At 61.1% G+C, this 13,945-nt stretch carries 12 protein-coding genes and 1 tRNA gene; 3 read left to right on the top strand and 10 right to left on the bottom strand.

Annotated elements, in window-relative coordinates; genetic code table 11:
- Positions 1-79: 79 nt before the first annotated feature.
- The 8 genes from AC56KW_RS09530 to AC56KW_RS09495 form a co-directional block, all read right to left on the bottom strand.
- Positions 80-874 (bottom strand): PEP-CTERM sorting domain-containing protein, encoded by a 795-nt coding sequence (locus AC56KW_RS09530; RefSeq protein WP_497170493.1) that lies wholly within the window; start codon positions 872-874, stop codon positions 80-82.
- 360 nt (positions 875-1,234) lie between these two features.
- Positions 1,235-3,544: a carboxy terminal-processing peptidase gene (locus AC56KW_RS09525; protein ID WP_497170492.1), complete on the bottom strand. Its 2,310-nt coding sequence runs from the start codon at positions 3,542-3,544 to the stop codon at positions 1,235-1,237.
- 297 nt (positions 3,545-3,841) lie between these two features.
- On the bottom strand, positions 3,842-4,888 hold the full coding sequence (locus tag AC56KW_RS09520; RefSeq protein ID WP_497170491.1) for an aldo/keto reductase: 1,047 nt from the start codon (positions 4,886-4,888) through the stop codon (positions 3,842-3,844).
- 125 nt (positions 4,889-5,013) lie between these two features.
- Complete coding sequence (locus AC56KW_RS09515; protein ID WP_497170490.1) at positions 5,014-5,592, bottom strand: hypothetical protein; 579 nt, start codon at positions 5,590-5,592, stop codon at positions 5,014-5,016.
- A 7-nt stretch (positions 5,593-5,599) separates the two neighbouring features.
- Positions 5,600-6,151, bottom strand: coding sequence for a thymidine kinase (locus tag AC56KW_RS09510; RefSeq protein ID WP_497170489.1), 552 nt, complete (start codon positions 6,149-6,151; stop codon positions 5,600-5,602).
- A 111-nt stretch (positions 6,152-6,262) separates the two neighbouring features.
- Entirely contained in the window at positions 6,263-6,790 is a 528-nt protein-coding gene (locus AC56KW_RS09505; RefSeq protein ID WP_497170672.1) for a sugar O-acetyltransferase, read from the bottom strand.
- 179 nt (positions 6,791-6,969) lie between these two features.
- Complete coding sequence (locus AC56KW_RS09500; protein WP_497170488.1) at positions 6,970-9,213, bottom strand: penicillin acylase family protein; 2,244 nt, start codon at positions 9,211-9,213, stop codon at positions 6,970-6,972.
- A gap of 23 nt (positions 9,214-9,236) precedes the next feature.
- The gene (locus AC56KW_RS09495) at positions 9,237-10,028 is read right to left on the bottom strand and encodes a ParB N-terminal domain-containing protein (RefSeq protein WP_497170487.1); all 792 of its coding nucleotides are present in this window, start codon (positions 10,026-10,028) and stop codon (positions 9,237-9,239) included.
- Positions 10,029-10,236: 208 nt separating this feature from the next.
- Between AC56KW_RS09495 and AC56KW_RS09490 the strand changes: the two genes are divergently transcribed.
- From AC56KW_RS09490 to AC56KW_RS09480, 3 genes are all read left to right on the top strand, one after another.
- Positions 10,237-10,323 (top strand) — tRNA-Leu (locus AC56KW_RS09490).
- 357 nt (positions 10,324-10,680) lie between these two features.
- Positions 10,681-11,190: a hypothetical protein gene (locus AC56KW_RS09485; protein ID WP_497170486.1), complete on the top strand. Its 510-nt coding sequence runs from the start codon at positions 10,681-10,683 to the stop codon at positions 11,188-11,190.
- A 19-nt stretch (positions 11,191-11,209) separates the two neighbouring features.
- The gene (locus tag AC56KW_RS09480; protein WP_497170671.1) at positions 11,210-11,254 is read left to right on the top strand and encodes a hypothetical protein; all 45 of its coding nucleotides are present in this window, start codon (positions 11,210-11,212) and stop codon (positions 11,252-11,254) included.
- Positions 11,255-11,651: 397 nt separating this feature from the next.
- On the opposite strand, the gene AC56KW_RS09475 is transcribed toward AC56KW_RS09480, so the two are convergent.
- Together AC56KW_RS09475 and AC56KW_RS09470 are read right to left on the bottom strand one after the other, a co-directional pair.
- Positions 11,652-12,248, bottom strand: coding sequence for a PEP-CTERM sorting domain-containing protein (locus AC56KW_RS09475; RefSeq protein ID WP_497170485.1), 597 nt, complete (start codon positions 12,246-12,248; stop codon positions 11,652-11,654).
- A gap of 787 nt (positions 12,249-13,035) precedes the next feature.
- Positions 13,036-13,506, bottom strand: coding sequence for a TadE family protein (locus AC56KW_RS09470; protein WP_497170484.1), 471 nt, complete (start codon positions 13,504-13,506; stop codon positions 13,036-13,038).
- Positions 13,507-13,945: the final 439 nt, after the last annotated feature.

Genomic DNA, 13,945 nt, shown 5'->3' with positions numbered 1-13,945 from the left:
GGATTGTACCCGAATCGGCCGCGCCGCCAAGCGGTAGCGGCGCGGTTATCCAGCCTGGATTGGCCAGGCCGACAGCGTGTTACCTGGCCTTGCGGCGACGCGAGAAGGCGCCGGCGGCGACCAGGCCGGCCAGCATCAGGGTAATGGTGCCTGGTTCCGGTACTGCGTTGACTTCATCAGGCAGTACGCCGATATCGCCTTCGACCGGGAGCTGGAAGACTGGGTCGGCATCTGGAACGGAGACGATGACATCGCTGCCACCACCGTTGTCGCTGCCCGTGTCCGGTGTTGCCGGACCGCTACCGGTACCTGGCGCGATGTTGCCGCCACCTGGCACGGTATTGCCACCACCTGGCGCGGTGTTGCCGCTGCCCGGCGTGGTATTGCCGCCGCCCGGCGCGGTGTTGCCGCTGCCTGGGGCGGCATTGCCGCCGCCTGCGGACGGAATGTCGCCTGCCGCCGGAGCGCTCGGCAACACGGCGTTGCCTCCACCATTCTGCCCCGGCACGATCTTCACGCCATCGCCATCGTTGATGACCGACACCGAATTGCCGTAGCGCGCAGCCAGCAGGCCGTTACCGGCGCTCAGCACGTAGTTGGCGTCGATACCTTGCTGGACGAAAAGTTTCTGGGCGTCGGCCGACGACAAGCTCGCGCTCGCCTTGCCGATCAGCGCGCTGGACAGGTCGCCGCTGGCGCTGTGGGCAACGCCGCCGACCAAGCTGACGTCGCTGCCAAGTACACCAGAACCGATCACACTGGAACCGTTACCGGCGTTCCATCCATTCTGGAATCCTGTCGTGGAAACGACATCTGCCTGGGCTGCACCGGCGAAGACGAGAATCGCAGCAGCGACGAGGTGGCGTGTTGACATGACGATAACTCCTAAGTAAAGAAAACATTGTTCTTTTTACAACCATGAAATCATCGTACCACAAACCAAAAAACTTAATTATTGGCCAACCGCGAACCGTGCATGCGTCTTGATTGTTGAGCTTCGGTATAAATATGCTTCTCTGAAAGCCAATTCAGGCGTTTTGTTTTATAGATATCCCATCTAAGGAACATGTACTTTTGATAGAGGCGGCGGGGAAATGCATCCTCGCTGACAGCTTTGTTAGTGGGAGTGGCAGCGCGCCCCGCGTCCCGCATTCACCCGCAAAATAAAAAGGCCACGCCGTTCTGGCGTGGCCGTTCCTGTTCGACGTGTGGCCCAGGCCACGCCATGGCGAGTTTATTTACTGTCAGCCACCGTCATATACGGCATGACGCGCGACGCCATCCGCGTATCGGTCTTGAGCATGCCGACTTCGTCGGCCAGGATGTTCGCTGCTTCTTGCAGCATCACGTCCTTGGCATCCTTCGCCGCTTTTTCGGCAGCCAGCTCGGCCTGGAGATTACGCTCGTCGGATTGCAGGCCATCGTCCTGGCGCGGCGTACCGCGCAGGGCGACTACCGATTTCTCCGCCTTGGTCGGATCCGGTTCTGCGGCGCGCTGCTCCAGCTTACCTGGACCGCTCGCCGGCTCGTCCGGCGTCGCCGACGTGCCCGCCAGACGCGCCTCGCGCATCTTCGAACGCGCGTCCTGGGCGTCGCGCTCCTTGCGACGGACGGCTTCGTTCAGCGATAGCGAGTTCTCCTTGCGCAGCTTGAGGACTTCGCTGATGTCTTCTTGCAGGAACTGGAAATCCTTGTCCTTGGCGATGCGCTCTTCATGACGCTTCTGCAACGGCGTCACCAGTTCCTTCAGGTCGCCCAGCGGCATGTATTGCGCCGGCTTGATCGCCACCCACGGCAGCGCATTGTCGTAGGACGATTCGCCGAAGGTGTCCATATCGGTGAGCACCGGCAGCTTGATGTCCGGCGTCACGCCGCGCAACTGGGTGGTGCCACCATTGATCCGGAAGAACTGGGCGATGGTCATCTTCAGTTCGCCATAGCGCATCTTTTCGTTCGGCGCAAAGCGGTCGAGGTCGATCAAGGTCTGAACCGTGCCCTTGCCGAAGCTCGGCTCGCCGATCACCAGGCCGCGGCCGTAATCCTGGATCGCCGCCGCGAAGATCTCGGATGCCGAGGCTGAGCCACGGTTGATCAGGACGCCCATCGGGCCGTCCCAGGCCAGGCCCGGCTTGGTATCGCTTTCCACCTCGACCCGCCCTTCGGCGGTGCGCTGCATCACGACCGGGCCCTTGTCGATGAACAGGCCGGTCAGTTCGACCGCCTCGATGAGCGAGCCGCCGCCATTGTTGCGCAGGTCGATCAGGACGTTATCGACCTTTTCTTTCTTGAGTTCGGTCAAGATGCGTTCGACGTCGCGGGTCGCGCTGCGGAAATCGCGGTCGCCCTTGCGGCGCGCCTCGAAGTCCTGATAGAAAGTCGGCAGGGAAATCACGCCGATGCGGCGCGCCACGCCGTTTTCCTTGACTTCGATGATCGACTTCTTGGCGGCCTGCTCTTCCATGCTGATCTTTTTACGGACCATCGACACGGTGACGTGCTTGGCGTCGACACCGCCGTCGCCCGGGATCACATCGAGGCGCACGGTGGAACCTTTCTCGCCGCGCACCAGCGCCACCACATCGTCCAGGCGCCAGCCCAGCACGTCGGTAAACGGCTTGTCGCCCTGGGCCACGCCGACGATGCGGTCGCCAACCTTCAGCTTGCCCGACTTGTCGGCCGGACTGCCCGGCACGATTTCGCGGATGATGGTGTAGTCGTCGCGCGACTGCAGCACGCAGCCGATGCCTTCAAGCGACAGGCGCATCGCGATATCGAAGTTATCGGCCGAACGCGGGCCGAGGTAATTGGTGTGCGGCTCGATCGCGGTCGCGTACGCGTTCATGAACATCTGGAACACGTCCTCGTTGTTCAGCTTGCGGATGCGGTTGACGTAGTTGTCGTAACGCTTGTCCAGCGTTTCGCGGATCGACTTGTCGTCTTTGCCTGCCAGCTTGAGACGCAGCCAGTCGTTCTTGACACGCTTGCGCCACAGATCGTGGATCTCGTTCTCGTCCTTCGCCCAGGCAGCCTTTTCGCGATCGAGCTGCATGGTCTCGTCGGTGGTGAAGTCGAACTTGGTCTTGAGCAGGCCGCGCGCATAAGCCATGCGTTCGGCAAAGCGCTTCTGATACAGGTTGTAGATGGCGAAAGGCGCGGTCAGGTCTTCGTTGTTGATCGCGTCGTCCATCTGCGTGCGCAGCGCGCCGAACTGGTCGAGGTCGCCCTGCACGAAGTACAGCTTTTCGCCGTCCAGGCCATCGAAGTAATTGTCGAAGATCTTGGCCGACATGGCGTCGTCGAGGGGGATCGGGCTGTAGTGGTAGCGGCCCAGCACGCGCGAGGCCCACAGGGCGGCCTGGGTCTGGGCTGCGATCGGCTTCATCTCGAGGGAACCGGGGGCGGGTGCTGCGGCTTTCTTCGCAGAATCGGCGGGCTTGGCGGGCGCCGGTGGCGTTGCGATGGCAGCCGACTTTTCTGGCTGCGCAGTCACCACATGGGCGGACATGGCAAATGCCAAGGCGGCGATGAGCACGTGCTTCTTCATTCTGCGTTTCTCCGTACGGAATTCCTTGCGGATGCGACATGACCACATATCCATAAGCCAGCCATACCGCGCTTTGCGGTCCATTCTACAGGATAGAACCGCGCGCAAGAGGTGGCTTGTCCCGCTTGACGAAGCAAAACCGGGGCAAATTAAGGCTGGCGTAAGCCGCCATGCAACCCGGCCGGCACGCGGGATGGCCGCTTTGGCAAGCGCCGGGACAACGGGTGGCGATATTGGCAGGCGCCCAGGGCGCGCGAGCGGCGCGCGACCGGGCACGGCCGCGGCGGTGCAGCGAACTCAGGCGATAGCGCCGCCAGGCAAGTCCAGCAGCGCAGGGTCGACTCCTGCCAGGCCCTGCCGAATCGCTTCCTGGTTCAGCATCTCGTGCGGGAAGCCCAGGGACGGCGCGCCGGCCGCGTCGAGCAGCGCAAGATGCTGCTCGGCCAGGCCCAGGCCGGCCGCGGCCAGATTATCGTCGAGCTGCAGCAGCGACTTGGGGCCGATGATGGGCGTAACGCCACGCGCGATTACCCAGGCAATGGCGACGCGCCCCATGTTCGAACCTACCTCGTCGGCCACTGTCTCGAGCGCATCGAGCACGGCCGCCTTTCGGGCGTCGTCTTCCTGGTGGATCAGCATGCCCAGCTGGGTCGCACGCCCTTCTTCGCCGCGCCGATATTTACCGGTCAGCAGACCGCCTCCGAGGGGCGACCAGCCAACCGTGCCGATTCCGAGCGCGCTGGCCATCGGCAACAGCTCGCGTTCGGCGGTCCGCTCGACCAGGCTGTATTCGATCTGCATCCCCGCCAGCGGCAAGGTCCCGCGCAATTCTGCCAGGGTCGCTGCCCGCGCCACGCGCCAGGCCGGAAAATCCGAGAAGCCGGCATACGCGATCTTGCCGGCGCGGGCCAGGTCGTCCAGACCTCGCATCAGCTCGTCCACTGGGGTCACGCCATCGGGCAGGTGTACCCACAACAAGTCGATGCGGTCGGTACGCAGGCGCCGCAGGCTGGCCTCGACCGACTGCATCATCACTTTGCGCGAATTGCCTACTGCGGCGGGGCCGGCACCGGCATGATTGGCGCCGAGCGAGAACTTGGTAGCGAGTACGAGACTGTCGCGCAGCGGCGCCACCATCTCGCCCAGCAGGGTTTCGGACTGGCCGGCCTGGTAGTTGTCGGCCGTATCGATGAAATTGCCGCCGGCCTCGACGTAGCGCGCGAACATGCGCCGCGCCTCATCGGGCTCGGCGCCATAACCCCAGGCGGTGCCAAAGTTTCCGGTCCCCAGAGCGAGCTGGGAAACCCGCAAACCGGAATGGGCGCCAAACAGGCGGTAGCGCATGTTTTTCTCCTCGGCTGGACACATGCTAGTGATAGCATCGAACGGCGCCTCGCGCCTGCCTCGAAAAGCCGGGTTCTTCCTGTATCAAGAAGTCGGCTGGCCCACGGAACTGGCGCAGGAGATGCCTATCGCTCAATGAACTGGAACAGCATATCGCGCGCATACCAGCATCCCGCGGACAGCGCCAACAGCGGCGCCCAGGGCCAGGACCTGGCCGCCAGTTTCCAGTCCACCGGCGACGGCCAGAACGACAGGAACTGGGGCGCGAGGAAGAACATGATGGCCAGGTCGACCGGCTCGAAGTTCCAGCCGCCACGGGTGCGCCACCAGGCCACGCCGAGCGGCACCAGCAGCACCAGCAGCGGCGCCAACGCGGCGGGGGCCGCGTTATACCAGCGCAGGTTGGCAAAGGTGACCGAGCCCAGTTCCCAGTTGTGGCCACCCTTGGGGCGCTTGATCCGGCGCGGGAACACGCTCAGGCCAACCGGCTCGGCATTGGTCAGCAGGCCGACCGAGAAGTGAGCCAGTTCATGGCACAGGGTGCCGGCGGCCGTGAAGACGAAGAAGGCCGGATGGGCGCCGGAGGCGATCCACAGCAACACGGCCAGCGCGGCCGACGGGACCAGGTACAGGAAGATGTCGAGCGCCGGACCTGCCGCGGCGCAGGCGGCGGCCGGAAGCCATGCGCCGCAGCCGGGCATCATCGCAGGATCAGCCCGCGTAGAAGCAGCGGCCGCAGGCCTGGCGGTAGCTTTCATTGCCGCCGATGCTGACCTGCTCGCCTTCGAGGATGCGGCGCCCCTGTTCGTCGACACGGATATTCATGGTCGCCTTCTTGCCGCAGGTGCAGATATTCTTGATTTCCTCGATATCGTCGGCCAGCGCCAGCAAGTAGGCCGAGCCAGGGAAAGGTTCGCCACGGAAATCGCTGCGCAGCCCATAGCAGATGACCGGCACGCCGCGCACCTGGGCCAGCTGGTGCAGCTGGCCGACCTGGACGCTGGTGAGGAACTGCGATTCATCGACCAGCAGGCAGGCGATGCCGGAGACTTGCTCGAGGAAGTTGGTGTCGGCATCGAAGACCTCGGCGCTGCGCTGGGCGCCCAGGCGCGAGGTGATCAGACCGACGCCATAGCGGTTGTCGATCGCGGCCGTGTAGAGCTTGACCTGCTGGCCCTGCTCTTCGTAGTTATGGGCGACCTGTAGCAGGGCCGTCGATTTGCCGGCGTTCATCGCCGAGTACCTGAAATAGAGTTTGGCCACTGCCCTGTCCTGCCTTGCTGTTCTTTGGTGCGAAGCTGCGATTATAGCAAGCGGGTAACAGGCTACGCCAGCCACTGGCCACGCGCCGATCCATCCGGGCGGTGGGACGAATCAACCGGAAATTGCCTGTGCCGGATTGCCCGCAACCTGGGCGCCGGGCGCCACGTCGTGGGTGACGACGCTACCGGCGCCGATGATCGCGTCATCGCCGACCGTCACGCCGGGCAGGATGATGGCGCCGCCACCAATCCAGACATTGCGCCCGATGGTCACCGGCCGTCCCGACTCGAAGCCGGCCCGGCGCAGGGCCGGATCGCGCGGATGGTCGGCGGTATAGATGTGCACGCCCGGACCGATGCGGCAATCGTCGCCGATGACGATCGGCGCGACGTCGAGGAAGACGCAGTCGAAGTTGATGAATACCCGTGCGCCAAGGGTGATGTGCCAGCCGTAGTCGCAGTGAAACGGCGGACGCACGGTCGTACCCTTCCCGACGCGCGCGATGCGCTCGCCCAGCAAGGTTTGCCAGCTGATCGGTTCGCCCAGCGCAGCGTTGTAGCGCGCCAGCCAGCTTGCCGTGGCGTTCTGTTCGGCGCGCAATTCGGGATCGCTGGCGTGGTACTGCATACCGGCCAACATCTTTTGTTTTTCGCTCAGTTCCACGCGGTCCTTTCTGGATGCATATCGATAACAAGCGGCGGGCGGCCCTGCCGCCTACGCGTTGAACCGGCAGCTCCTTCGCCACAGGGCGAGCTCGAGCCGGACGCACGGTCGGCGCAGCCATCCGCCCTGGGCGGCGGCCAGCTCGACGACATTGATCACTGTCCCGGGTGGTACTTGCGCTCCAGGTTGCGCTCGATATCTTCTTTGTAGAACAGCACATCCTTGAATTCGCCGCGCGCGTACATCGCCGCCTGGTCACTGAAATGCGGCGAACGTGGATCGCTGCTCTGGCCGCCGGCCAGGATGCTCTTGGCCTTGATACGCGGACCGAACTCGACCGCCGCCACGAAACTGTTGCCGCGATCGCCATAGATGCGTTTGGTGTTCTGCCTGGCCGACATGCCGAACGACGCCAGCGAACCCCAGTTGGCCGAGGCGAATGCTACCGGGATGCTCGGCTTGCTGTCATCGTATTGCTGGTCGACGGCGCCGCTCAGGCGCTGGAAGCGGTTGATCTCGCCCCATGGTGTACGCCAGCTGCCGAAGTCGGCCTGCAGCTTGTTCGAGGCGCGTGCCAGCGCATCGAGCCGGTCGGCCGGGCTCAAGCGGGTAGCGATGTAGTCGACCGCCGGGATGTTTTCGGCCCGCGCCCGCGCGCCATGCTCGGCCACCATCTCTTGCCCCCAATACACCGCCAGCGAGGTCGGTACCGAATCGACCGCATAGCGCAGGTTCCAGTCGCGCAGCACGGCGATCTGCTCCAGCAGAGCGGCCTTGCGTTCGTCGCTCTCGGGCAGCGCGGCGTGGTCTGCCACCACCGCCGGCACCAGTTGCTCGAACGCAGCCAGGCGCGTGTCGTAGGAGGCGGCGATCAGGCCGTCGATGTCGAGACCTTTTGCATCCTTGAACACGCGCTCGGCATTGCGACCACGCGCATTCTCGGGCAGCGACCACATATAGGCCGGATAGTTCGCGCATTTGGGGCTGCTGCCGGCGCCCGCAGCATTGCACGGCCAGTTATTGGTATTGGAGATGTAGCCGCTCGCCGGGTTCACCAGGGTGATCGTTTCCTTGATCTCGTGCAGACCTTGCCATTCGGTGGCCGGATTGCTGCCGTCCACTGGCTTGGTCCAGTCGAAGCGGGGGTCGCGTTTGGGGATGAAATTGCCGTGGAAGTAGGCGATATTGCCCTGGGCATCGGCGTACACGGTATTGTTCGAGGAATTCGTCCGCAACTCCATCGCCTTGTAGAAGGCGTTGTAGTCGCGCGCCTTGGTGCGCGAATAGGACTGGGTCAGCGCATTGAGCGGATCATCCATCATCTTGACCGACACCCATTTATTGCCCTCTTGGCGCACGACCGGGCCGTGGTGCGTGAAGTAGGCGGTGACGGTGCGGCTGGCCATGGCGCCATTCGCCGTCTTGTATGGCAGGTTGATCTGCGCAGTGCGCATCCGGCCTTCGTGCTTGCCGTATTTGTAGAAAAACTCGCCGTCCCGCTCGATTACGGTCTCGAGGTATTCGTCGATCACGTCACCGCCGCCCGAAGTATGCATCCAGCCGAGCTTGTCGTTGAAGCCCTGGTAGATGAAGAACTGGCCCCAGGTCACGGCGCCATAGGCGTTCAAGCCCTCGTCGCTGACCATGTGCACCTCGGGACGGAAATAGAACGAGGTATGAGGATTGATCATCAGCAGCGCATGGCCGTTGGCCGAGCGCTTTGGAGCGATGGCAAAACCATTCGAGCCGCGCGGTTCGGGATCGAATCCCTTGTTCACATCGAGCTGGGCAATGACGGGGCGCTTGCCGTAGAAGCGCTCCAGATCCTTGAGGTCGATCGATTCGATGTCGCCGCCAATGCTGCCTTCGCTGAAGGTCAAGGCCATCCAAGGCTCGAAACGGGACAGCAGCTTCGGCTTCACCTCGGGGTGGGTATGCAGGTAATAGTTCAGGCCATCGGCGAAGGCGATCATCAGGTTCTTCAGCCAGGCCGGGCTGGCCGCATACCTGGCCTGCATGGCGGCCGGCTGGATATACATCTTCATGCGCAGGTCGCGCCAGATTTCCTTCTCGCCCTCGACCTCGGCCAGGCGCCCCATCGCATTGATGTAGTTCAGTTCGATCCGGTTGAAATCGTCCTCGGCCTGGGCGTACAGCATGCCGAACACGGTGTCGGCGTCGGTCTTGCCGAAGATGTGCGGGACGCCCCATTTATCGCGCATAATCGTCACGCGTTGCGCGGTCGCCTTCCAACGTGCGATCTCGGCCGCGCTGAAAGCCGGCGTGGCGGGCATGGCGTCGACGGGCGCCCTGGCTGGCGCGACGGCGAGCGCCGGGGCCGCGGCGGCGGCCAGGACACTACTGAGCAGGACCGGCGTGAACGAGCGTGGCATGGGCATCTATTGTCTTCCTTCAGGTCGGGTTATTCGTCGTCCAGGCCGGCATTGGCCAGGCGCTGCTTGAGGCGCTGGTTATCGGTAAGCAGGGTCGCCAGGCGGTCTTTCAAGCCCGCGACTTCCTTGCGCAGAGCGGCCAGCTCGTCTTCTGGATCAAGCGCGACTTTTTCCTTGCGCGGACGGCTGGCCATCTTTTGCTCGCGCACCTGGCGCGCGGCCTGCTGCAATTCCTTGCGGCCACCCGCAACCGCGGCGATCTGCTGCTCTTCCGGCAGCTGCGCCACATTGGCGGCGGCGTTGATCGAGATAGTGCCGGTGCGCACTGCTTCGCGCAGCTGCGGCGTTGCGGCCTTCTGGATGCGTTCGATCTGGCTGATGGTGTTGCTCGACACGCGGGCGGCGCGCGCCACGTCTTCGCGTGTGTTCCAGGGCGGCGCGCCGTCGTCGGCCGCGGCGGTCTTGTCGCCCGCTTCCTGCGCTGGAGGCTCGGCGACGCGCGCGGCGACGAGCTCTTTCTTGCGCAGGGCGAGGACGCCGCGCTGGAAGTCCGACACGCTGCGACGCGCCAGATGATTGTCGATCATCCACAACATAACGTCCTCGAGCGAGGCGAAGTTATTGTTGTGGACGGTGCGGAAGGGAATGCCGTGCTTCTGGCAGATTTCGTAGCGGTTATGGCCGTCGATCAGCGTATCGCGCCAGAGGACCAGCGCGTCGCGGCAGCCTTCAGCCAGAAGACTGCGCTCGAGCGCGGCGTATTCGATGTCGGTGAGCGGGTCGACGAAGGACCGCAATTCGTCGTTGATCGTGATGTTCAATTCTTGTCCTTGCTAGTCTTGCCTATGGTTGCGCCAGCTGGGGCGCAGGATGGCATGCTACACCATACGGGCAATGGTTCCAAAGACACAAGAGTTCGCGCGAACTTGGCCGGAGGACATGCATGCCGTAGCGGCGAGTTATCTAGGGAGGGATTAAGTTGCCTAACCGATCCGAATCGAGCGTGCCTGTGCTAGAATCCTGGGCGTTGCCCGGATGGTGAAACTGGTAGACACCGCAGACTTAAAATCTGCTGCCAGCAATGGCGTGCCGGTTCGATTCCGGCTCCGGGCACCAGTGTTTACATGGGTCTCTGCGGAACGTTTCTCGCGGTCGTGGTTCCGCAAAATCAAGGTAATTCCGCAAAGGTACGTTCCACAAACCTGGTGGATCACCTACCGCAGTCCCCGCTCTCGCTACCACGCACCCTTTCCGATATGCTTTCACGCCATGCACGGCGCGCGACTTCGTCACATGTACGTCATGCGAGCGATGTGCTGGGTTGGTCGACAAATCGTTCTCGCCCGAGGTTTGCGAGCATGTGTTGGCGCACAGCTTGCTGGACGGGGTCAAGGCAGAATCGCCGCAGCGACCTGATTGAAAAACGCAGGGCCCTTATGCAAGTTGGACCTGACTTTTACTGCGTCCGATTTCTTGAAATTCTTGCCTATCGTCCGCGCCACAGCAGCCGTTGCCGCCCTCGTTTTTCACCGCACATGCTGGCGCTGCACCTATCCTTCAAGTCGACAGCAGTGGCATCTTGACTGGCGCAAAAAACGTGACCGTTCTAGGAAAGAGCTACGACGTGACGTTTTTAAAGGCGCCTGCTCTTCAATTTCCGGCAACTGTGATGAAAAATCGGACTTCGTGTTTCAAAGCGATACAGGCGCTCGCGCGGCAGGCAGCGCTCTGTTAAACGAAGTTGACATTGATGGCGTTGCCGGGGAATTTAATTCTGACAATGACGGGATTTACGAAACGTTTATTCCATTCCGAATTATCTACCAAATCGGCGGCCCGCTTGCACATTCAATCGGCGCATATCATTCTCACGAAGACGGGGCCGACAATATTAATAACTATTATTTGCGGCGAGATTTTCGCGCCAACTATTGCATGAGGCTGAACTTTGCCAAATCCGAACTGCCGTATTCGATATCCTGAGCCAAATCCATTAGCCTTGATGGCTCTGGCAATCGCCACTCTAATATTCGCGCGTCGCAGATAGTCATAAACATGGTTCAAATGCCTGCACAGCTTTAGCTCTGCTCACTTTGATCAGATCTGAACAGCCTCGGTGTGGCGTGCGGCGCACTCGGCGTACTCTCGTAGCGTCCAATCGCCCAGGTCTGCCATGCGTCACAGTCGTCGGTAGTCGGGCGCTCCACTAACGGGCGTGGCGCCGCTTGCGCGCTATCAAGGGTTGGCTTTGACTTGGTTCGACGAATACACAGCAGCGGGTGTAACTTCTACAATTTACTTCGGCGCCATTGCAGCTGCTCTCAGCAATTACAACTGGCTGCAATCGGCCGAAGCGGCCGCTAGCCGTACGTTTGAAATGCAGCAGTTACCCTAGAAGTGTCCCAACCGTCAGGGATGCTGACAGGGATTCCGACGCCGCTGTCTTAGACCGCAAGCCGAGACACCTGGTATTTTATCTTTCGGCGCCTAGAGATACCGATGGCCAAAGCGCCGGCGCCAAGAAGCAATATTGACGCGGGTTCTGGCACTTTACGGAAGTAGCCCGTCGCTCCAGAGCAATAGCCCTGAGTTGTCTCGAAACTACACCCCAAGATGCTGTCGCCGTTCGTCCGGTGGATAGTCCAGAGCAGTGGATCAACAGGGTTATATGTTGTGCTCGCAATCAGCTCGCTGGCAAAATCAATGTAACTAATAGATCCAACTGCGTAGAAGTTGTCTTGGACGAAGTTCAAGTTTATGTTCATATACCCGAACTGCGTTGGGAACCAGTTTTCTGGAGCGCTAGTATCAAGGTAATAAAATCGATCAAGACCAGTCTTTGGAATGTTCTGGACCCCGCTCGGAACAGTAAGTTGAAATGAGCCGCTTCGAACCACGCTTTCTTCAATCTCAATAAGGATTTTAGGGTTCTTCATCGGCATTTCGTTCTTGACGGTGACCCACTCGTACACGACGCCAGCTTGGCTTGCCGTTGATAGCAAAGACAGACATGCTGCTGCGATAGTTAGTTTCAGATTCATATAACCCTCTAGTTTGTGGCCATCTATTAGCAATTTCCATGCCGAAACGCTAACTCGTTGATTCACAAGGTCTCCCAACCCGTCATGTAGCTCAGCTGTAAGAACTACCGACACCAAGGGGGCCTGATAGACCATAGTCGGCCTACATGAAAGCAGCATGCACTTAGCCGTTCCGCTCGTCCTCTATCGGTCAAACATCAGCCCTTCGTCAAATGATCGTGGTGCTTGGCAAGGCTTTGGCCAAACCTGCTCGAGGACAGGCTCGTCACCGACAAAGTCGTTCCGCAGATGATCTACGAATAGCATTTTTCATAGTGCAGAACAGGACGCCTGTTTATCATCTGCGGAACGCAAACCTGGCTTGATCTTCTGATTTTAATGACCGTGCGCCAAGTCTTAAATCTGCTGCCAGCCATGGCATGCCGGTTCGATTCCGGCTTCGGGCACCAATGCTAATGTACCCTCCTGCAACTCGCGGCTCGTTGCGGTAGTTCCGCGCAAACCGCCATGCAGTATGTCAGCCTGCCGGCTTAACCCTGTTTGCGCCCGGATCCAACCAGCCGGCTACGCTGCCGCGGTGCATACTCGAACCGACCGTCCAACCGCTGTCGAGTTCGACCTGGTCATCAATGTCGCGCCAACGCACGGCGCGCACCCGGCGGCGACCGGGCGCTTGAGCTCCAAGGCGCCGGGTTGGATCTCGCCCTGCGCATGCTCCTCAGGTCCTGGCTGCGCCGGCGCCCGGCCCCATGACTCCCCGTCCCGAACTGAAGCATCTTGGCAAGGACTACTGCCCAAGGTAGGTCGTGCTCATGTCGATCGTTATCGGCAGCCCGTATCGGCCTGTGTCGACCAAGCCCATGAAGCGGTCCTTGACGTCCATAGCGATGCGAACCCGGACAATATCTGGAAGCGGTCGCGACCGTACGCCAGCACATGTTTCAGTGCCGCAAAATACTTCGACGGTGACGCCCTCTGCCCGCGGGCCCATATCCGCCAACTCCATCATGACGATCGCGCGGGTCACTTCGGCTGCAGCTATCGTCAAATCAGGCTCCCTCATCTCCTGTTCGGAGATCGTAGACAGATAGCGGGTCGCATCCTCAGCGGCCTTGAACGCTCTTTCGTAATCCATCATCAGTGCCCCGTAAAACACCGGAACCGCGAACAGGAATACGAACAGCGGGCACAGGAGAGCAAGCTCTACAGCTGCTGACCCAGATTGCTTACGGATGCATCCCCGCAACGGGTGGTCCATGTCAAATTGCTCCACGAAAGAACTTGATTTGATCCTATTCAAATGGGCGTCGGCTCAATTGCGCATCGACAAACCGTGCGCTGGTTGTTACTGCGGCCAGGCCTGAATCGTCTCCGACATGTCGCCGTGCGGGCGCTCCCGCATTCCTCGGGGCAGATCGGATCCGGTGCGCATTTCGTGGCGGTTTTACGTGATGACCATTCCAGGCAGAATCTAGCGATTCATATGTCACTTCCAGGGGCGTAAACGATAAAGCACGCCTGAGTGGCGGATGAAGATCAAGGGGTCTGCCCATAATTCAGGACGAGCACCGGCTTAACTGCCCCCGGTGTCAGACTAGTTGTCGCCTCTAAATTTCCCCCAGAGGTAGAGGCGCAAGATGAAAGCAAGGTATTCTCCGGCATTTGTAGAACAGGCCCTGGTCAAGGTATTCTCGCGT

Source organism: Telluria sp. RT2P19 (assembly GCF_059685725.1).
Note: the sequence above shows the minus strand (reverse complement) of the source record. Positions and strands in the feature narration are given on the sequence as shown.